General features: G+C 64.9%; 20 protein-coding genes. 13 read left to right on the plus strand and 7 right to left on the minus strand.

The window, feature by feature from the left end; genetic code table 11:
* Window positions 1–80 precede the first annotated feature (80 nt).
* From MI302_RS12100 to MI302_RS04415, 4 genes are read left to right on the plus strand one after another with little or no spacing between them, the layout of a single operon-like run.
* On the plus strand, window positions 81–635 hold the full coding sequence (locus tag MI302_RS12100; RefSeq protein ID WP_014629763.1) for a transposase family protein: 555 nt from the start codon (window positions 81–83) through the stop codon (window positions 633–635).
* Between the two features lie 20 nt (window positions 636–655).
* Window positions 656–1,171: a DDE transposase family protein gene (locus MI302_RS04405; protein WP_239725297.1), complete on the plus strand. Its 516-nt coding sequence runs from the start codon at window positions 656–658 to the stop codon at window positions 1,169–1,171.
* Between the two features lie 57 nt (window positions 1,172–1,228).
* Window positions 1,229–1,783 carry a transposase family protein gene (locus MI302_RS12105; RefSeq protein WP_014629763.1) on the plus strand — a complete coding sequence of 185 codons (555 nt, stop codon included), beginning with the start codon at window positions 1,229–1,231 and terminating at the stop codon, window positions 1,781–1,783.
* Window positions 1,784–1,803: 20 nt separating this feature from the next.
* Complete coding sequence (locus tag MI302_RS04415; RefSeq protein ID WP_239725297.1) at window positions 1,804–2,319, plus strand: DDE transposase family protein; 516 nt, start codon at window positions 1,804–1,806, stop codon at window positions 2,317–2,319.
* A gap of 14 nt (window positions 2,320–2,333) precedes the next feature.
* On the opposite strand, the gene MI302_RS04420 is transcribed toward MI302_RS04415, so the two are convergent.
* The 4 genes from MI302_RS04420 to MI302_RS04435 form a co-directional block, all read right to left on the minus strand.
* Window positions 2,334–4,076 carry a sodium:solute symporter family protein gene (locus tag MI302_RS04420; protein ID WP_239726329.1) on the minus strand — a complete coding sequence of 581 codons (1,743 nt, stop codon included), beginning with the start codon at window positions 4,074–4,076 and terminating at the stop codon, window positions 2,334–2,336.
* 10 nt (window positions 4,077–4,086) lie between these two features.
* The gene (locus MI302_RS04425) at window positions 4,087–4,335 is read right to left on the minus strand and encodes a DUF4212 domain-containing protein (RefSeq protein ID WP_126207030.1); all 249 of its coding nucleotides are present in this window, start codon (window positions 4,333–4,335) and stop codon (window positions 4,087–4,089) included.
* Between the two features lie 189 nt (window positions 4,336–4,524).
* Window positions 4,525–6,408 carry an acetate--CoA ligase gene (locus tag MI302_RS04430; RefSeq protein ID WP_239726330.1) on the minus strand — a complete coding sequence of 628 codons (1,884 nt, stop codon included), beginning with the start codon at window positions 6,406–6,408 and terminating at the stop codon, window positions 4,525–4,527.
* Complete coding sequence (locus tag MI302_RS04435) at window positions 6,386–8,917, minus strand: AMP-binding protein (RefSeq protein WP_239726331.1); 2,532 nt, start codon at window positions 8,915–8,917, stop codon at window positions 6,386–6,388. Before MI302_RS04435 ends, MI302_RS04430 begins: the two co-directional genes overlap by 23 nt.
* Before the next feature lie 128 nt (window positions 8,918–9,045).
* Here MI302_RS04435 and acs point away from each other — a divergent pair, with 128 nt between their 5' ends.
* On the plus strand, window positions 9,046–10,992 hold the full coding sequence (gene acs / locus MI302_RS04440) for an acetate--CoA ligase (protein WP_239726332.1): 1,947 nt from the start codon (window positions 9,046–9,048) through the stop codon (window positions 10,990–10,992).
* 83 nt (window positions 10,993–11,075) lie between these two features.
* Here the strand turns inward: acs and MI302_RS04445 are convergent, their stop codons facing one another.
* Genes MI302_RS04445 through MI302_RS04455 form a run of 3 tightly spaced genes read right to left on the minus strand, consistent with a single transcriptional unit; the run spans window position 11,076 to window position 13,158 of the window.
* Complete coding sequence (locus MI302_RS04445; RefSeq protein ID WP_054391899.1) at window positions 11,076–11,462, minus strand: nuclear transport factor 2 family protein; 387 nt, start codon at window positions 11,460–11,462, stop codon at window positions 11,076–11,078.
* 4 nt (window positions 11,463–11,466) lie between these two features.
* Window positions 11,467–13,011, minus strand: coding sequence for a methylmalonyl-CoA mutase (locus MI302_RS04450; protein WP_239726333.1), 1,545 nt, complete (start codon window positions 13,009–13,011; stop codon window positions 11,467–11,469).
* Between the two features lie 9 nt (window positions 13,012–13,020).
* Window positions 13,021–13,158 (minus strand): hypothetical protein, encoded by a 138-nt coding sequence (locus MI302_RS04455; RefSeq protein WP_019550001.1) that lies wholly within the window; start codon window positions 13,156–13,158, stop codon window positions 13,021–13,023.
* 103 nt (window positions 13,159–13,261) lie between these two features.
* Here MI302_RS04455 and MI302_RS04460 point away from each other — a divergent pair, with 103 nt between their 5' ends.
* The 8 genes from MI302_RS04460 to MI302_RS04495 are packed head-to-tail and all read left to right on the plus strand — an operon-like array spanning window position 13,262 to window position 19,469.
* The gene (locus MI302_RS04460; RefSeq protein ID WP_038030858.1) at window positions 13,262–13,570 is read left to right on the plus strand and encodes a helix-turn-helix domain-containing protein; all 309 of its coding nucleotides are present in this window, start codon (window positions 13,262–13,264) and stop codon (window positions 13,568–13,570) included.
* The gene (gene minD / locus MI302_RS04465) at window positions 13,567–14,370 is read left to right on the plus strand and encodes a septum site-determining protein MinD (protein WP_126164940.1); all 804 of its coding nucleotides are present in this window, start codon (window positions 13,567–13,569) and stop codon (window positions 14,368–14,370) included. Before MI302_RS04460 ends, minD begins: the two co-directional genes overlap by 4 nt.
* A complete protein-coding gene (gene minE / locus MI302_RS04470) occupies window positions 14,370–14,588 on the plus strand; it encodes a cell division topological specificity factor MinE (RefSeq protein ID WP_015716659.1) in 219 nt (72 codons plus the stop codon). The genes minD and minE overlap by 1 nt, the downstream gene beginning before the upstream one ends.
* Window positions 14,589–14,594: 6 nt before the next feature.
* Window positions 14,595–15,674, plus strand: coding sequence for a rod shape-determining protein RodA (rodA, locus tag MI302_RS04475; protein ID WP_019550004.1), 1,080 nt, complete (start codon window positions 14,595–14,597; stop codon window positions 15,672–15,674).
* Window positions 15,675–15,714: 40 nt separating this feature from the next.
* Window positions 15,715–16,785, plus strand: a complete 1,071-nt coding sequence (locus tag MI302_RS04480) for an ABC transporter ATP-binding protein (RefSeq protein WP_239726334.1) — start codon at window positions 15,715–15,717, stop codon at window positions 16,783–16,785.
* The gene (locus MI302_RS04485; RefSeq protein WP_239726335.1) at window positions 16,778–17,638 is read left to right on the plus strand and encodes an ABC transporter permease; all 861 of its coding nucleotides are present in this window, start codon (window positions 16,778–16,780) and stop codon (window positions 17,636–17,638) included. The genes MI302_RS04480 and MI302_RS04485 overlap by 8 nt, the downstream gene beginning before the upstream one ends.
* Window positions 17,635–18,414 (plus strand): ABC transporter permease, encoded by a 780-nt coding sequence (locus tag MI302_RS04490; RefSeq protein WP_239726336.1) that lies wholly within the window; start codon window positions 17,635–17,637, stop codon window positions 18,412–18,414. The genes MI302_RS04485 and MI302_RS04490 overlap by 4 nt, the downstream gene beginning before the upstream one ends.
* Window positions 18,411–19,469, plus strand: coding sequence for a spermidine/putrescine ABC transporter substrate-binding protein (locus MI302_RS04495; protein WP_239726337.1), 1,059 nt, complete (start codon window positions 18,411–18,413; stop codon window positions 19,467–19,469). Before MI302_RS04490 ends, MI302_RS04495 begins: the two co-directional genes overlap by 4 nt.
* Window positions 19,470–19,475 lie beyond the last annotated feature (6 nt).

Genomic DNA, 19,475 nt, shown 5'->3' on the forward strand with positions numbered 1-19,475 from the left:
GGGGCTTTCGCCCCCCTTGTGCTGGGTTTAGTGCCAGACCAGACTTGACCTATATGCGGCTCCTGGAGTAAAGAGGGGGCATGACCCTGCGCGAAGCCCTGTCCCAGATCCCCGACCCCCGGGCCCGCAACCGGCAGTACCCCCTTTGGGGCCTCCTGGCCCTCATCCTGGTGGCTTTTCTTTCCCGCGTGGACTCCCTGAGGGGCGTGGAACGCTTCGCCCGCGCCAACCCCCACCTCTTGCCCCACCTGGGCCTGCGCAAGGCCCCAGGCCACACCGCCATCACCCTTCTCCTTCACCGCCTGGATCCTGAAAAGCTCCAAGCGGCCCTCCTCCAGGTCTTCCCCGAAGCCGACCTTGGGGAAGTCCTGGTGGTAGACGGGAAGCACCTGCGGGGAAGCGGCAAGGGGAAAAGCGCCCAGGTGAAGCTGGTGGAGGTCCTGGCCCTGCACCTCCATACCACCCTGGCCCAGGCCCGGGCGGAGGGGAGGGAGGACCAAGCCCTTTTGGAGCTCCTGGACCGCCTGGGGGCGGAGGGGCTCAAGGGGAAGGTGGTGGTGGGGGACGCGGGGTACCTGTACCCGGAGTTAGCGGGGAAGGTGGTGCAAAAAGGGGGGCGTACCTCTTTGTCCTGAAGGCTAACCAGGGGGAACTTTTGGAGTGGGCCTTGGAGGTGTTCAAGGGCATGGAGGAGAGGCGGCTTCCTGGCGAGACCGAGGCGGTGTGGAATCTGGTGCGGGATGGGGAGGTGTGGACCTACCGGGTTTGGGCTTCCCCCTACCTGCCGGAAGAGGTGCGGGCCTTTCCCGGGTGCCGGCAGGTGGTGCGGATGGAGCGGGAGGTGAGGCACAAGGGGACGGGGGAGGTGCGGCGGACGGTGAGCTACGCCCTCACCAGCTTGGGAGCCGAGGAGGCGGAGGCGAGGCGGCTTGGGGAGCTTCTCCTTTACCGGTGGGAGGTAGAGAACCGGTCCTTTTGGGTACGGGACGTTCTCCTCCACGAGGATGCCTGCCAGGTGCGGGGGGTGGGGGCACAGGTCTTGGCGGCCCTCCGGGCCTTTCTGGTCTCCATGCTTCACCGCCAAGGGGTCAGGGAGAAGAAGGCGGCCTTGGAGGCCTTCTCCTTCAACCCCCTCTCCGCCCTGCGCTTCCTGGGGCTCTATGCGGTATAGCGGTCAAGTCTGGTGCCAGACTTGACCTATATGCGGCTCCTGGAGTAAAGAGGGGGCATGACCCTGCGCGAAGCCCTGTCCCAGATCCCCGACCCCCGGGCCCGCAACCGGCAGTACCCCCTTTGGGGCCTCCTGGCCCTCATCCTGGTGGCTTTTCTTTCCCGCGTGGACTCCCTGAGGGGCGTGGAACGCTTCGCCCGCGCCAACCCCCACCTCTTGCCCCACCTGGGCCTGCGCAAGGCCCCAGGCCACACCGCCATCACCCTTCTCCTTCACCGCCTGGATCCTGAAAAGCTCCAAGCGGCCCTCCTCCAGGTCTTCCCCGAAGCCGACCTTGGGGAAGTCCTGGTGGTAGACGGGAAGCACCTGCGGGGAAGCGGCAAGGGGAAAAGCGCCCAGGTGAAGCTGGTGGAGGTCCTGGCCCTGCACCTCCATACCACCCTGGCCCAGGCCCGGGCGGAGGGGAGGGAGGACCAAGCCCTTTTGGAGCTCCTGGACCGCCTGGGGGCGGAGGGGCTCAAGGGGAAGGTGGTGGTGGGGGACGCGGGGTACCTGTACCCGGAGTTAGCGGGGAAGGTGGTGCAAAAAGGGGGGCGTACCTCTTTGTCCTGAAGGCTAACCAGGGGGAACTTTTGGAGTGGGCCTTGGAGGTGTTCAAGGGCATGGAGGAGAGGCGGCTTCCTGGCGAGACCGAGGCGGTGTGGAATCTGGTGCGGGATGGGGAGGTGTGGACCTACCGGGTTTGGGCTTCCCCCTACCTGCCGGAAGAGGTGCGGGCCTTTCCCGGGTGCCGGCAGGTGGTGCGGATGGAGCGGGAGGTGAGGCACAAGGGGACGGGGGAGGTGCGGCGGACGGTGAGCTACGCCCTCACCAGCTTGGGAGCCGAGGAGGCGGAGGCGAGGCGGCTTGGGGAGCTTCTCCTTTACCGGTGGGAGGTAGAGAACCGGTCCTTTTGGGTACGGGACGTTCTCCTCCACGAGGATGCCTGCCAGGTGCGGGGGGTGGGGGCACAGGTCTTGGCGGCCCTCCGGGCCTTTCTGGTCTCCATGCTTCACCGCCAAGGGGTCAGGGAGAAGAAGGCGGCCTTGGAGGCCTTCTCCTTCAACCCCCTCTCCGCCCTGCGCTTCCTGGGGCTCTATGCGGTATAGCGGTCAAGTCTGGTTTAGTGCTCTGCAGCTTGCCCTGCGCCTTTGGGGATGCGGATGTCTTCCACCAGATGCTGGATGTGGTCCGGGGGTGGTGGCGTGGCCCGGGAAACCACGTAGGCCACCACGAAGTTGAGAATCATGCCAATGACTCCGATGCCCTCCGCGCTGATACCCCAAAGGTTAGGGATCACCGGGGCAGGGGCTCCAAAGATCTGGGGTGCCCGCATCATCCCGATCATGACCGCAGTAAAGATGAGGCCTGTCAGGAGGCCAGCGATGGCCCCCTCGCGGTTCATGCGCTTGTCAAATATTCCCAAGAGGATAGCGGGGAAGAGGCTGGCTGCCGCCAGACCGAAAGCGAAGGCCACCACCTGGGCCACAAACCCCGGGGGGTTGATGCCGAAGTAGCCGGCCAGGATCACCGCCAAGAGGATGACGATGCGGCCTGCCAAAAGGCGCTGGGCCTCCGTGGCGTTGGGCCGGAAGATGCGGTAGTAGATGTCGTGGGAGATGGCGCTGGACATGGCTAAGAGCAGGCCAGCAGCCGTGGAAAGGGCAGCTGCAAGACCGCCCGCGGCCACCAGGGCGATGACCCAGGGGGCCAGTCTGGCCACTTCCGGCGTGGAGAGGACGATGATGTCGTTGTCGATGTAGACCTCGTTCTTGCTCTTCTCGTCGGGGGTGTTGAAGTCCGGTTTGCCGCCTTTTAAGGCGAAGGCCTGGCCCGGGGCCACGGTGATCTTGCCGTCCCCGTCCTTATCCACGAAGGCCAGGAGCTTGGTCTTCTCCCACTTGGCCACCCAGTCAATCTGACGCACCTCCTCGAGGGTTTTGCCGTGCAGGGTAGAGATGAGGTTGTAGCGGGCAAAGGCGGCTAGGGCCGGGGCGGTGGTGTAGAGAAGAGCGATGAAAAGAAGGGCCCAGCCCGCGGAGTACCGGGCCGAGCGCACGTCGGGCACCGTGTAAAAGCGGATGATCACGTGGGGAAGCCCCGCCGTCCCCACCATCAGGGCCAGGGTGATGGCCAGGATGTCGATCATGGGTTTGCCCTGGAAGGGCTTGGTGTACTCGGTAAAGCCCAGATCCACTTGGATCTGGTTCAAGCGGCTTACTAGGTCGCTAAAGGTGAAGGCCAGCTGGGGGATGGGGTTGCCGGTGAGAACGTTGGCGATGGCAATCGCTGGGATGAGGTAGGCGATGATCAAGACGGTGTACTGGGCCACCTGGGTCCAGGTGATGCCCTTCATGCCTCCCAGCACGGCAAAGAAGGCCACCACAGCCACCCCGATGATGACCCCCGTGGCGATGTCCACCTGGAGGAAGCGGCTGAACACGATCCCCACACCCCGCATCTGCCCGGCCACGTAGGTGAGGGAGATGAAGATGGTGGCGATGGCAGCCACAGCCCGGGCGGTATGGGAGTAGTAACGATCGCCGATGAAGTCGGGTACCGTGTACTTGCCGTATTTGCGCAGGTATGGGGCCAGGAGCAAAGCCAGGAGTACATACCCCCCTGTCCAACCCATGAGGTAGACGGCACCGTCATACCCCATGCTGGAGATAAGGCCAGCCATGGAGATGAAGCTGGCGGCAGACATCCAGTCGGCGGCGGTGGCAGCACCGTTGGCGATAGCGGGTACCCCTCGCCCTGCCACGTAGAACCCTGCGGTTTCCCTAACCCGGCTGGCGTAGCCGATGTAGATGTATATGGCAAAGGTGATACCCACGATCAGGTAGGTCCAAGCTTCCACGCTCATAGCCTTCCTCCTATTCGTGTACGCCGTACTGGCGATCCAACTGGTCCATCTTCCAGGCGTAGTAGAAAATCAAGATGACAAAGACGTAGATGCTTCCCTGCTGGGCGAACCAGAATCCCAAGGGAAGCCCTCCTAGGCGGATGGCGTTTAGGGGTTCCGCCAGGAGGATGCCAAGGACGTACGAAACCAGGGCCCAAACGATAAGCAGGTTTCGTATAAGGGATGTGTTGGCCTTCCAGTATCCTTCCAGGTTGCTCATAACTCCCTCCCCCGCCAGGGAAGCGCCCTGTGTGCTCCTGTTTTGCCTCCCTCGCGGTTAGGGGCAATCTTAGGGAAGAGTGAGGAACGTGTCAAGAAACCTAAACTTTGCGGGTATGCGCAAAAGGGGGGGTTTTCTCGGTGAGGAAAGGGGGGCTGGGGTGTTCCCAGCCCCGAAGGTAAGGTGGGGCTACTCCTCGAGGGTGGAGAGATCCCCGGGGTCCTTGCCCAGCTCCTGGGCCTTGAGGAGGCGGCGCAGGATCTTGCCCGAGCGGGTCTTGGGAAGCTTGTCCAGGAAGACGATCTCGGAAGGGGTGGCGATGGGACCCAGCTCCCGGCGCACGTGGGCGATGAGGCTTTCCTTAAGCTCCTCCGAGGGAGTCTGGCCTAGCCGAAGCACCACAAAGGCCTTGATGGCCTCCCCCTTAAGGGGATCGGGTACCCCTATGACCGCCGCCTCGGCCACGGCGGGGTGGGAAACCAGGGCGCTTTCCACGTCGGCGGTACCGATGCGGTGGCCCGCCACGTTCAGGACGTCGTCCGCCCGGCCCAGGACGCTGAAGTAACCTTCCTCGTCCTTGCTGGCCACATCGCTGGCCACGTAGACGTTCCCCGGCACCTCCCGCCAGTACTGGAGGTAGCGGTCGTGGTTGCCCCAGACAGTGCGCATCATGTGGGGGAAGGGGCGCTTCAGGACGAGAAGCCCTCCTTGCCCCGGGGGAACTGGTTTTCCTTCCTCGTCCACCACCTCCGCCTCCACCCCCGGCAGGGCCACCCCGGCGAAGCCAGGTTTGGCCGGGAGGACCAGGGGGGTGCCCAGGGTGGGCCCGCCCAGCTCCGTCTGCCACCAGTTGTCGGCCACAAACCCCCGCTGGCCCCCATCCACCAGGTGCTGGTAAGCCCAGCGCAGGGCCTCGGGGTTTAAGGGTTCCCCGGCCACGGCGATGAGGCGCAGGGAGGAAAGGTCGTATCGGGCAGGCCACTCGGGGCCGAACTTCATGAAAAGGCGCACCGCGGTGGGGGCGGTGAACATCACGTTTACCCGGTAGCGCTCCACCACCTGCCAGAAGGCCCCGGGGTCGGGGTAGTCGGGGGCGCCTTCCCTAAGGACGCTGGTGATGCCCTCCAGGAGGGGGGCGTAGACGATGTAGGAGTGGCCCACGATCCAGCCGATGTCGCTGGTGGTCCAGAAGACGTCGTCGTCCTTCACGTCAAAGAAGGTGCGCAGGTGGTAGGTGGTGCCCACCATGTACCCCCCGTGGACGTGGACCACGCCTTTGGGCTTTCCCGTGGAGCCGGAGGTGTAGAGGATGAAGAGGGGGTGCTCGGGGTCCACCATCTCTGCCCGCGCCTCCGGGGGGCTTCCCCAAAGGACCTCCTGGAAATCGTAATGCCCCTGGGGAAGTTCCGCCTGGAAGGCCCTCTGGAACCAGACCACCTTTAGGGGCAGGTCCTTGATGGCCTCCTCCACGATGGAGCGGAGGTCTACTCCCTTTCCCCTCCGGTAGCTCACATCCCCGGCGATGAGGAGCTTGGCCCCGGCGTCCAGGATGCGTTCCCGCAGGGCGCTCACCCCAAGCCCGGCGTAGACCACGCTGTGGATGGCCCCCAGGTAGGCGGTGGCCAGCATGGCCACGATGCCCTCCGGGGTAAGGGGCATGTAGATCACCACCCGGTCTCCCCTTTCCACCCCCAGGCGCTTTAGCCCCGTGGCCAGGCGGCGCACCCGGTCCAAGAGCTCCCCGTAGGTGAGCTTTTCCTCCCGGCCGTCCTCGGAGAGGTAGAGGAGGGCCACCTTGTTCCTGAGACCCCTTTCCACATTGCGTTCCAGGGCGTTGTAGACGGCGTTGGTGGTGCCTCCCAAGAACCAGCGATGCTCGGGAAGGTTCCACTCCAGCACCTTTTCAAAGGGCTTCTCCCAGTAGAACCTCCGGGCCCATTCGCCCCAGAAGCCCTCGGGGTCCTCGAGGCTTCGCCGGTACTCTTCAGGGAAATTCTGGAGATTCGCCCTAAGGCGCACCTCCTCCGGGGCCCAAAGCCGCTCTTCCGCCTTAAGAAGCTTTTGCACCGCCATACTCCTCCTCCAATGCCGAGACATCCCCAGGGTCTACGCCCAGGAGTTCTGCCTTTAGAAGCCGCCTAAGGATCTTGCCGCTTCGGGTACGGGGCAGGCGTTCCACGAAGACGATCCGGGGCGGGGGAACCGGCCCCAGATGCCGCAGGAGGTGGGCCTTGATCTTCTCGGCCAGGAGGGCCTTGAGCTCCTCGGGTACCTCCTTCTTGGGGACCGCAAAGACCACGATTTCCTCGCCTTCCTCCCCGGGGATCCCGATGGCGGCTGCCTCCGCCACCTGGGGGTGGGTGAGGGCGGCCGCCTCCACCTCGGCGGTGCCGAGCCGGGCCTCCCCCACCTTGATGACCTCCTCGGAGCGGCCCAGGATGCGGAAGTAGCCTTCCTCGTCCCAGGTGGCGAGGTCCCCGGTCCAGTAGACTCCTCCCTTCCATGGGCTTTCCCCGCCAAGGAGGTCCACCATGTGGGCCGGCCCCACCCTGAGGAGCACCAGGTGGCCCTTGGCTCCGGGAGGCAGGACCCGGCCTTCGGCGTCCACTACCCGGGCTTCCACCCCCGGCAGCGGTACCCCCACGAAGCCCGGCTTGGCGGAGAGGGTTAGGGGGGTGGCCAGGGCTGGGGCTCCCAGTTCCGTCTGCCACCAGTTGTCCAGGGGCCAGGCCAGGTTCTCCCGGGTCCAGCGCCACACCTCTGGGGCCAAAGCCTCCCCTACGCTTCCCACCAGGCGCAAGGAGGTGGGCCGGGCCTCCCCGTGGCGGCGGAGGGCGCGGAGCACCGTGGGGGAGGTCAGGAGCACGTCCACCCCAAGCCGCCTAAGCCGCTCGTAGAAGGCAGCGGGGCTGGGATGGTCGGGCCGATCCTCCACCAGGAGGCTGGTGCCCCCCAGGAAGAGAGGGGCGTAGAGGCCGAAGGAATGCCCCACCACCCAGAAGAGGTCGGCGGTGGTGTGGAAGACCTCTCCCGGTTTCAGGTCAAAGAGGTAGCGGAGGGCCCAGCTTACCCCCACCATGTACCCGCCGTGGCCGTGGACCACTCCCTTGGGCCTGCCCGTGGAGCCCGAGGTGTGGAGGATGAAGAGGGGATGCTGGGCGAAAACGGGCATGGCCTCCGCAGGTCTTCCCTCCGAGGCCCGTTCCAAGAACTCCGTGGTTCCCCTGGGGTGCCAGAGGACGGGAATGTCCAGGCCGGAAAGGGCCGCCTCCACCACCGGCCTTAAGGGGACGAGCTGGCCCCGGCGGAAATAGCCGTCGGCGGCCACCAGAAGGCGGGCCTGACTTTGGAGAAGCCGCTCCCTTAAGGCTTCCGGACCTAAGCCCACGGGCAGGGCCACGTGCACCGCCCCAATCCGCGCCAAGGCCAGGAGGCTCAAGGCAGCCTCCAGCCCCGTGGGCAGGTAGAGGGCCACCCGGTCTCCCCGCTTTATCCCCAGGTTCTGGAAGACCCCGGCGAGGCGGCTGGAGAGGTCCAAAAGTTCCCGGTAGGTCCACTTTTCCAGGTGCCCATCCCCATCCAGGGTGATGAGGGCCACCTGCTGGGCCTTTTCGGGCAGGTGGCGGTCTAAGGCGTTTAAGGCGGCGTTGGTGCGTCCTCCGCTGAACCAGGTGTGGGTGGCGGGGTCGTAGACCCTTTCCCAGGGGGTTTCCCAGTGGAACTCCCGGGCGAAGCTGCCGAAAAAGCCTTCGGGATCCTCGAGGCTTGCCTGGTAGGCCCCGGGGTAGTCCCGCAGGTTGGCCCTTTCCTTAAGGGCGCAAGGGGGTTCCACCACCTCCACCTGGAGGCTTGGCTCCAGGGGAGAGGCCAGGCTGGGGGGCTCGGGAGGGCGCAGGTGGGCGGACACCTGGGCCACCTCGGAAAGGGCCCGGGCCAGGCGGCCGAAGGCGAAGGGAAAGCGCCGGGTGGGCACCACCACCCCCAAAGCCCCCAGAAGCTCCCCTCCCGGGCCGAAAAGGGGAGCCGCCAGGGCCGAAAGGCCCGGGGCGTACTCCTCCATCTCCGCCGCCAGGCCCGATTCCCGGACCCGGGTGAGTTCCGCCTCGAGGGCCAAGGGATCCGTCAGGGTGTAGGGGGTTCTGGGGACAAGGGGGGGTAGGGACAGGGCCCCGTAGGCCAGGAGGACCTTGCCCAGGGCCAGGGCGTGGACCTCCTCCGGCAGGGTGTCCCCCAGGGGATGGGGCTGGCCCTGGCGCCCCCGGGTTTTGAGCCGGATTCCTTCCGGGGTCAGAAGGGCCAGGTAGCACCGCTCCCGGGTGCGGAGGTAGAGTTCCTCCAAGGCTTCCTCGAGGGGCGTGGTTTCCAGCCGGAGGGGCTTGGCCTGGCCCAGGCGGTACCCCTGCTCCGTCTTCACCGCGAAGCCCTCCTCCGCCAGGCTGTTCAAAAGCGCATAGGCGGTGGAGAGGCTCTTCCCCAGGAGGCGGGCCACCTCCTTCACCTCCACCCCTTCCGGGTGCTCGGCCAGGTAGGCCAGGATGCGCAGGGCCGCCTGGACCGTGGAGAGGCTCCTCTTCCTGGCCATTTGCGTCCATATTCCGTAGGCTAGGCCCCACCTGTCAAGAAAAGGGAGGTTTGGCAAATGGTGAAAAACCCCCTTTTTCTTGACCCCGCCCGGGGGCCAGCCTATCCTTAGAGGCCAAGGGAGGGTATATGGACCGGATCGAAGGCGTTCTCAAGGAGGAGCGGGTCTTCTACCCCAGCGAGGAGTTCCGGAGCAAGGCCCACATCAAGAGCGAGGAGGAGTACCAGCGCCTGTACGAGGAAAGCCTGAAGGACCCCGAGGGCTTCTGGGGACGGGTGGCCTCCGAGCTTCACTGGTTCGAACCTTGGCAGAAGGTGCTGGAGGGTGACCTGCCCCATGCCAAGTGGTTCGTGGGGGGCAAGACCAACCTGTCCTACAATGCCCTGGACCGCCATGTTCAAACCTGGCGGCGCAACAAGGCAGCCCTCATCTGGGAGGGAGAGCCAGGGGAGGAAAGGGTCTTGACCTACCACGACCTCTGGCGGGAGGTGCAGAAGTTTGCCAACGTCCTGAAGCGCCTGGGCGTCAAGAAGGGGGACCGGGTCACCATCTACCTGCCCATGATCCCCGAGGCCGCCATCGCCATGCTGGCCTGCACCCGCATCGGGGCCATCCACTCCGTGGTCTTCGGTGGTTTCTCCAGCGGGGCCTTGGCCGAGCGCATCCGGGATGCCGAGGCCAAGGTGCTCATCACCGCCGACGGGGGTTACCGCCGGGGCCAGGTGGTACCCCTGAAGCAGAACGCCGACGAGGCCCTTAAGGAGGTCTCCACCGTGGAGCACGTGGTGGTGGTGCGGCGCACCGGGGAGGAGGTGCCCTGGACCCCGGGCCGGGACCACTGGTGGCACGAGCTCATGGAGGCGGTTTCCGACAGGGCGGAGGCGGAGCCCATGGAAGCGGAGGAACCCCTTTTCATCCTCTACACCTCGGGTTCCACCGGGAAGCCCAAGGGGGTCCTGCACACCCTGGGCGGCTACATGACCTACGTCTACCTCACCACCAAGCTGGTCTTTGACCTGAAGGACGAGGATGTCTACTGGTGCACCGCCGACGTGGGCTGGATCACCGGCCACTCCTACGTGGTCTACGGGCCCCTTCTGAACGGAGCCACCACGGTGATGTACGAGGGAGCCCCCAACTGGCCCGAGCCCGACCGCTTCTGGCAGATCGTGGACAAGTACGGGGTGAACATCCTCTACACCGCTCCCACCGCCATCCGGGCCTTCATGAAGTGGGGCGAGGGTTGGCCCTTGAAGCACCGGCTGGATTCCTTGCGCCTTTTGGGCACCGTAGGGGAGCCCATCAACCCCGAGGCCTGGCTCTGGTACTACCAGGTGATCGGCAAGGGACGGTGCCCCATTGTGGACACCTGGTGGCAGACGGAGACGGGGGGGATCATGATCACCACCCTCCCCGGGGTCCATCCCATGAAGCCCGGGCATGCGGGCAAGCCTTTCTTCGGGGTAAGGCCCGAGATCCTGGACTCGGAGCATAGGCCTGTGGAGAACCCGGACGAGGGGGGGCACCTATGCATCACCCGCCCCTGGCCCAGCATGCTGCGTACGGTTTGGGGGGACCCGGACCGCTTCCTGCAGCAGTACTTCAGCCAGCACCCGGGCAGCTACTTTACCGGGGATGGGGCCCGCCGGGATAAGGAGGGGTACTACCTCATCCTGGGCCGGGTGGACGACGTTTTGAACGTGGCTGGCCACCGCCTGGGCACCATGGAGATTGAGTCCGCTTTGGTTTCCCATCCCGCTGTGGCCGAGGCGGCGGTGGTGGGCCGGCCCGACCCCTTGAAGGGGGAGGCCATCGTGGCCTTCGTGACCCTGAAGGAAGGGTATGCTCCCTCCGAGGCCTTGCGGGACGAGCTCAAGGCCCATGTGGCCAAGGTGATCGGGCCCATCGCCCGCCCCGACGAGGTGCGCTTCACCGAGGCTCTGCCCAAGACTCGCTCCGGCAAGATCATGCGCCGTCTCTTAAGGCAGATCGCCGCCGGGGAGAAGGAGATCAAGGGGGACACCTCCACCCTCGAGGACCATAGGGTGGTGGAACGCCTCAAGGAAGGGGCCTAGCCTTCCTTGGGGCCGAGGGGGCCGGGTATACCCGGCCCCCTCTTTTAGCCTCCCGCTTCGGATACCATCCCAACCGGGCTGGGCTACTGGGCGGGGCTCTTGTGGACGTGTACCACCTTCCAGCCCTCGGGAAAGCGCACCGCTACACGGCTTTCGTTTACCGCCCGGTGCCTTAGGCCTCCTTCCTCCTCCACGGTGAGGAGCAGGGTGTAGCTGAAGATGGCCACATCCCCGTAGCGTTGCAGGCGCTTTTCCACGAGGTCCAGACGGTAGGGCCTTCCCAAGGTGGCCCAGTTGTGCTCGATCATGAAGCGGTGGAAGGCAAGGCCATCTAAACGATGAGGGATGACGAACCACTCATAAAGGGAAAGGTCGGGATGGGTGGTGGCCTCGTAGGTGGCCCAGTCCCCTTGGTAGATGCTGGCCAGGTGCCTTTCCAGAAAGCCCCAGAGTTCGGCATCGCCTTCCATAATCTCACCTTCCCGGCTGGTACTCCCCCCATTCCTCCCGCAACACCCCGCACACCTCCCCCAAGGTAGCCCGGCGGCGGAAGGCTTCCAGAACATAGGGGAAGAGGTTCTCGCTTCCTCTTGCCGCCTGGCGCAGGCTTTCCAGGCCGATCCGCACGCTTTCCCCATCCCGTTTGGCCTTGAACGCGGCCAGTTCCCGCTTGCGCTTTTCGTGGAGCCCGGGATCTATCCGCTGCACCGGGGTGGGTTCGTTGAGGGGGCTTCTGGGGTCGGCGAAGCGGTTCACCCCCACGATGACCCGCTTGCCTTCCTCCACTTCCTTCTGGAACTGCCAGGCGGACTCCTCTATGGCCCGGCTGAAGTACCCCGCCTCCACCGCGGCCACCGCTCCTCCTAGGGCGTCGATCTCCCGGATAAGCCTTTCCGCTTCCTTTTCCAGCTGGTCCGTGAGGTGCTCCACGTAAAAGCTTCCCCCCAAGGGGTCTATGGCCCGGGTGACCCCGCTTTCAAAGGCCAGGATCTGCTGGGTGCGTAGGGCGAGGAGAGCGCTTTTTTCCGTGGGGAGGCCCAGGGCTTCGTCGTAGGCGTTGGTGTGGAGGCTCTGGGTGCCGCCCAGCACCGCCGCCAGGGCCTGGTAGGCGGTGCGCACCACGTTGTTTAAGGGTTCCTGGGCGGTGAGGGTGGAGCCTCCCGTTTGCGTGTGGAAGCGGAGCATCCAGCTTCTCGGGTCCTTGGCCCCGAACTCCTCCCGCATGATGCGGGCCCAAAGCCTCCTGGCGGCCCGGAACTTGGCGGCTTCCTCAAAGATGTCCCCGTGGGCGGCGAAGAAGAAGGAGAGCCTGGGGGCGAACTCGTCCACCTTAAGCCCCCGCTCCATGGCGGCCTTCACGTAAGCCTTGCCATCCGCCAAGGTGAAGGCGATCTCCTGGGCGGCGGTGGAGCCCGCCTCCCGGATGTGGTAGCCGGAGATGCTGATGGTGTTCCACCTGGGGACGTGCTGGGCGCAGAACTCAAAGATGTCCGTCACGAGGCGCATGGAAGGCCCCGGAGGGTAGATGTAGGTGCCGCGGGCGAAGTACTCCTTGAGGATGTCGTTCTGCACGGTGCCCGACACCTTGTCCCAGGAAACCCCCTGTTCCTCCGCCACCAGGAGGTAGAGGGCCAGGAGCATCATGGCGGGGGCGTTGATGGTCATGCTGGTGGAAACCTTGTCCAGGGGGATGCCGTCAAAGAGCTTTTGCATGTCCTCGAGGGTGGCGATGGACACCCCCACCCGGCCCACCTCCCCCACGCTCATGGGGTGGTCGGGATCCAGGCCCAGCTGGGTGGGGAGGTCAAAGGCCACGCTCAGGCCCGTCTGGCCCTGGGACAGGAGGTATCGGTAGCGGGCGTTGGACTCCTCCGCGGTGGAGAAGCCCGCATACTGCCGCATGGTCCAGAGCCTGTCCAGGTACATCCGGGGGTAGATGCCCCGGGTAAAGGGGTACTCCCCGGGGCGGCCAAGCCTTTCCCGGTAGCCTTCGGGTAGGGACTCGAAGAGACCTTCCATGCCCTAGTTTTACAGGAAAAGGCGGACCAGGAGGAGGAAGAGGAAGAGCACCCCGAGCACCAGGAAAAGGGGCGGCAACAGGAGGCTATAGACCGCCAGCACGAGGGCCAGGAAGTCCTTCCAGTCGGGCTGGATGCCGTCCTTCATCCTTCCCTAGGATATTCTTTCCCGAGGTCCAGGGCTACCCTTGGCCTCGGCATCCATGGCTTTACCGGTACATAGCTATGCCGTTTTTTGCTAGCATTGGGCCATGGCCCTGTCCAAGAACACCCGCAAGGTGCTCAAGGTGCTGGCGCGGCGCGGGGCACCGGAGGTGCTCTTCGCCCTAAGCCGGGGAACTTCCCGCTTCTCCGACCTAGAGTCCTTCCTGGGCCTTTCCCCCCGCACCTTGGCGGAGCGGCTTCGGGAGCTTAACCTCTTGGGCTTCGTGCAGCGGCAGGCTTACCCCGAGGTTCCCCCCCGGGTAGAATACCTCCTGACCCCGCGGGGCAAGCGGGCTTTGGAATTCTTGAGCGAATTGGACGAGATATTGGAGGTTGTGCAGGAGGGCAAACGGTGAAAGCGCGAGCCATTGTGGTGACGTCGGGCAAGGGGGGCGTGGGGAAGACCACCACCACCGCCAACCTGGGGGCGGCCTTGGCCAAACTGGGGGAGAAGGTGGCGGTGGTGGACGTGGACGTGGGCCTCCGGAACCTGGATGTGGTCATGGGCCTCGAGGGCCGGGTGGTCTTTGACCTCATTGACGTCCTCGAGGGTCGGGCCAAGCCCCGCCAGGCCCTCATCCGGGACAAGCGGGTGGAAAACCTCTACCTTCTTCCCGCTTCCCAAACCAAGGACAAGGAGGCCCTAGACCCAGCCCGGTTCCGGGACCTGGTCCGCTATCTCCTGGAGGAGGAGGGCTTTGACCGGGTGCTCATAGACTCCCCCGCCGGCATAGAGAAGGGCTTCCAGACCGCCGCCACCCCGGCGGAAGGGGCCTTGGTGGTGGTGAACCCGGAGGTTTCCAGCGTGCGCGACGCCGACCGCATCATCGGCCTCCTCGAGGCCCGGGAGATCCGGGAGAACTTCCTCATCATCAACCGCTTGCGGCCCAAGATGGTGGCCCGGGGGGATATGCTCTCCGTGGAGGACGTGGTGGAGATTCTGGGGCTTAAGCCCATCGGCATCATCCCGGAGGACGAGCAGGTGCTCATCTCCACCAACCAGGGGGAGCCCTTGGTGCTAAAGGGCACGAGCCCCGCCGCCCTGGCTTACATGGACACCGCCCGGCGCATCCGGGGGGAGGAGGTCCCCTTCCGCAACCTGGAGGATAGCCAGGGCTTTTTGTCGGTGATCCGCAGGCTCTTCGGAGGTCGCTGATGTGGTGGCGCAAACGGAGCAAGGAAAAGGCCAAGGAAAGGCTCAAGCTGGTCCTGGCCTACGACCGGGCCAAGCTTTCCCCGGGCCTGGTGGAGAGCTTGAAGCGGGACCTTCTGGAGGTGTTGCGCCGCTACTTCCCCGCCCAGGAGGAGGTCAATGTGGCCCTGGAGGAGCGGGGGGAGAAGATGGTGTTGATCGCCGATATCCCATTGCGGTAGCCTCGCATGGTTCTAAGGCGTCCGAACCTTCTGGCCTACGACTGGGGTTTAATCCTCCTGACCCTGGCCATAACCGTTTTGGGTTTGTTTAACCTCCGAAGCGCCGCTCCCGACCCAGCCCTCCTGAACCGCCAGCTTGTGGCCTTCCTCCTGGGCCTCCTCCTGGCCGTGGGGGTTCAGTTCTTTTCCCGCCGCACCGTCTTCGCCCTGGCCTACCCCCTTTACGCCCTTTCCCTTCTCCTTTTGGTGGCCGTCTTGGCCTTCGGCCGGGAGATCAACGGGGCCAAGGCCTGGTTTGTGCTGGGCCCCTTGCAGTTCCAGCCCCTGGAGCTGGCCAAGCTGGGCTTGATCCTGGCCTTGGCCCGGCTCCTCGAGGGCCGGGAGGTGCGCCGGGTGTGGGATTACGTTCTGCCCGGGCTCCTGACGGCTCCCGTGGTCCTCCTCCTCCTCCTCCAGCCGGATCTGGGGGGGAGCCTGGTGGTGCTCTTCGGCGTCTTTGCCGTCTTGTTCGTGCGGGGCCTGCCCTGGAAGCACCTCTTGGTGGGCCTTCTCGCCCTGGCCGTCCTGGTGCCCACCGTGGTCTGGCCCAACCTCAAGCCCTACCAGCGGGAGCGGGTCCTCATCGTTTTGGATCCCTACCGGGATCCCCTGGGCCAGGGCTTCCAGGTGATCCAGTCCACCATCGCCATCGGCTCGGGAGGGCTCTTCGGCAAGGGGTATGGCCAGGGTACCCAGACTCAGCTGGGCTTCGTCCCCTTCCGCCACACGGACTTCGTCTTCGCCGTCTTTGCCGAAGAGTGGGGGTTTGTGGGCTCCGTGGCCCTCCTTGGGCTTTACGCCCTCCTTTTGGTGCGCCTTCTTAGCATGGCCCTGGAGTGCCCGCGCCTCTCCGACCGCCTGTTCCTGGCCGGGGTAGGGGGGATGCTGGGCTTCCAGGTGCTGGTGAACCTGGGGGTGGCGTTGGGGGTGATGCCGGTGACCGGGCTGACTCTTCCCCTTTTTTCCTATGGGGGTTCCAGCCTCATGGCCACCCTGCTCTCCTTGGGCCTGGTCCTTTTGGTGCACCGGGACCGGGTGGCTCCCTAAGGGCTTGAGCTCGGGGGCCACTCCCCCTAAACTAGGCCCCGTGGCCGGGGAAGCGCTGGTTCGCCTCTTGGGGGTGCGGAAGGGTTTTGGCGGGGTGGTGGCCCTGGATAGCGTGGACCTCGAGGTCAAGCGGGGAGAGTTCTTCAGCCTTTTGGGGCCTTCGGGGTGCGGAAAGACCACCCTTCTCAGGCTTCTCGCCGGGTTTGACACCCCGGATGCGGGGCGGATCGAGATCGCCGGGAAGGACATGACCGGGGTTCCCCCCTATGCCCGCCCCGTGAACACCGTCTTTCAGAACTACGCCCTCTTTCCCCACATGACCGTGGAGGGAAACGTGGCCTTTGGCCTCCGCATGAAGGGGCTTCCCGCAGGAGAGGTTCGCAAAAAGGTGGCCTGGGCCCTGGAGCTGGTGGATCTTCTAGGCCTGGAGAAACGCTACCCCCGGGAGCTTTCCGGCGGGCAGAAGCAGCGGGTGGCCTTGGCCCGGGCCCTGGTGCTGGAGCCAGAGGTGCTCCTATTGGACGAGCCCCTTTCCGCCTTGGACCTGAAGCTCCGCCAGGAGCTTAGGGTGGAGCTCATGCAGCTTCAGCGGAGGCTTGGCACCACCTTCATCTTCGTTACCCACGACCAGGAGGAGGCCCTGGTCATGTCCGACCGGATTGCGGTGATGCGCTCGGGGAGGATTGAGCAGGTGGGCCTTCCCGACGAGGTCTACGAGCGGCCCAAAAACCGCTTCGTGGCGGATTTCCTCGGCCGCTCCAACTTCCTTCCCGCAAGGCCCCACCCCCTGGGGGCGGAAACCCCCCTTGGGGTTTTGCGCCTGAAGGAGCCCCTTTCACAGGAAGCCCACCTGGTGATCCGGCCGGAGAAGATCCGCCTTTACCCGGTGGGCAACGGGGCTCCCGCCCGGGAAAACCTGGTGCGGGCCAAGGTGGAGGAGATCGTCTACACGGGAGCGGAGAACCAGTACTATCTGCGGGCGGGGGAGGTGCGGCTTCTGGCCTATACCCTGAACCAGGACCTGCAGGAGCCTGGGGCCGAGGAGTTCGCCTACGGGGAGGAGGTTTTCTGCTACCTTCCCCCGGAGAACCTGGTGGTGGTCCATGAATGAGGCGGCTACTCCCTGGCAGCGCGCCTTCCGGGTCCTGGTTACCGTGGGCCCTGGGGGCCTTTGGCTTTTGGTCTTCGTCCTCATTCCCACCCTTTTGGTGCTCTTGGCCTCCTTCCTCACCCGGGGGCCCTATGGGGAGCTTACAGGTCCTTGGGGATTCCACAACTACGCTAGGCTGTTACAGCCTGTTTACCTCGAGGCCTTCGCCCAAAGCCTTCTCGTGGGGGTCCTCGCCACCGTGATCTCGGCTTTGCTGGGTTATCCCCTGGCCTTCTACATCGCCCGCCATCCGCAGCGGGACCTCCTCCTTTTCCTTCTCCTCCTTCCCTTTCTCACCAACTTCCTCATCCGGGTCTACGCCTGGCTGGTGCTGTTGCAACGGGAAGGCCTGGTGAACGCCCTTCTTGGGGCCTTCGGCCTGGGGCCCCTGGTCCTATACCCCTCCTTCTTCGCCGTGCTCTTGGCCACGGTGTACACCTTCCTGCCCTTTTTCGTTTTGCCGGTGTACGCCAGCGTGGAGCGCCTGGACTGGCAGCTACTGGAAGCGGCCCACGACCTGGGGGCCAGGCCCGTTAAGGCTTTCTTGCATGCGGTCTTGCCCCAGACCTACCCTGGGCTTTTTGCGGGGAGCGTCTTGGTCTTCATCCCCGCCATGGGCACCTTCGTGGTGGCGGATCTCCTGGGGGCGGGGCGGGTGGTTCTGATCGGGAACCTCATCCAGCAGCAGTTCGGCATCACCCGGGACTGGGCCTTTGGGGCTGCTCTCAGCGTGTTCCTAATGGGGTTTGTGCTCCTTTCCCTTTACCTCTACGCCCGTTTGCAGGGGGAAAGGGGCCTAAAGGACCTGATATGAGAAGGCTTCTTGCTCTCCACGCCCTTTTGGTCTACCTCTTCCTCTACCTGCCCATCCTGGTCATCGTGGCCCTCTCCTTCAACGAAAGCCGCCGGGGGGTGCGCTTCACCGGCTTCACCCTGGACTGGTACCAGGCCCTTTTCCAAGACCCCAGGGTGCTGGAGTATTTCCTGAACACCCTGCTGGTGGCCTTCGTCTCCACCCTGGCGGCCACGGTTTTGGGAACGCTTTTGGCCGTGGGCCTTGTCCGCTACCGCTTTCCCGGCAAAGGCTTCCTCTCCTACCTCCTCTACATCCCCGTGGTGGTGCCCGATGTGGTCATGGGGGTTTCCCTCCTTCTTCTTTTCGCCTTTGCCCGGGAGCTTTTGGGCTTCCCCCGCCTTTCCCTCCTCACGGTGATCCTGGGACATATCACCTTCCAGGTGGCCTTCGTGACCCTGGTGGTGCGCTCCCGCCTGCTTCTCCTGGACCCAGCCCTGGAGGAGGCCGCCCGCGACCTGGGGGCCCGGGGCTGGCAGACCTTCTGGCACGTGACCCTGCCCCTGGCCTGGCCGGGGGTGGCGGCGGGGGCGCTTCTCGCCCTCACCCTTTCCCTGGACGACTTCGTGGTCACCTTCTTCACCGCCGGCCCCGGGGCCACCACCCTACCCCTTTACATCTATTCCAGTGTGAAGCTGGGGGTAAGCCCCAAGGTGCACGCCCTTTCCACCCTGATCATCGGCCTTAGCGCCTTCTTTCTGGCCTTGGGGTATACTTTAAGCCGGAGGAGGATATGAAGCGTTGGGGAATTCTGCTTTTGGTTCTGGCCCTGGTGGTCGTGGGGTTCCTCCTTTTGCGGCCGAAGCCGGCTTCCCAGGCTGGAGGGACCCTGTACTTTCTGAACTGGGCGGATTACATCCCGGAGGACCTCCTTAAAAAGTTTGAGGCGGAAACCGGGGCTAAGGTGGTCCTGGACACCTTTGAGTCCCCCGAGGCCATGCTGGCCAAGCTGAAGGCGGGGGCGGACCGGGAGTTCTCCTTGGTGGTGGTCCCGGATTACTACGTGTTGCAGATGGCCCGGGAGGGGCTCCTCGCTCCCCTGGAGAAGGAGAGGCTTGGGAACCTTGCCAACCTGGATCCCTTCTTCCTGGATCCTCCCTATGACCCTGGCCTCCAGTACTCCGTTCCCTACCTCTGGGGCACTACGGGCCTGGCCTATCGGCAGGACCTGGTGAAGGGCCCCGTGGACTCCTATGCGGTCCTCTTTGACCCGGCTCGTCAGGTGGGGCCCTTCCTCCTCCTGGACGAGATGCGGGAGACCATCGGGGCCGCCCTCAAGTACCTGGGCTACTCGGTGAACACCAAGGACCCGGAGGCCCTGGAGAAGGCCAAGGAGCTCCTCATCGCTGCCAAGAAGCGCTCCGTGGGCTTCGCGGGAGGGGTGGAGGCCTTAAACCGCATCCTGGCGGGGGACGCCGCCCTCAGCCTCGCCTACTCCGGGGACGTCCTCCAGGCGAGGCAGGAGGACGAGCGGCTCCGCTACGCCCTGGCCAAGGAGGGGGGAACGCTTTGGACCGATGCCATGGTGGTCCTCAAGCGGGGCCCGGCCCAGGACCTGGCCTACCGCTTCATCGACTTTTTGCTGGAACCAGAAAACGCCGCCGCCTTGGCGGAGTACACCCACTACGCCACCCCCGTGGCCAAGGCCCTTCCCCTTCTTCCCGAGGAGATGCGCCAGGATCCCACGGTTTTTCCCCCGGAAGAGGTGCGGGCCAAGCTTGAGTACCTCAAGGACCTGGGCCCGGAGATCGCCCTTTATGATCGGGTTTGGACCGAGGTAAAGGCCCGCTAAAGGCCG

It is taken from the genome of Thermus sp. NEB1569, assembly GCF_022385295.1.
GTDB lineage: Bacteria > Deinococcota > Deinococci > Deinococcales > Thermaceae > Thermus > Thermus scotoductus.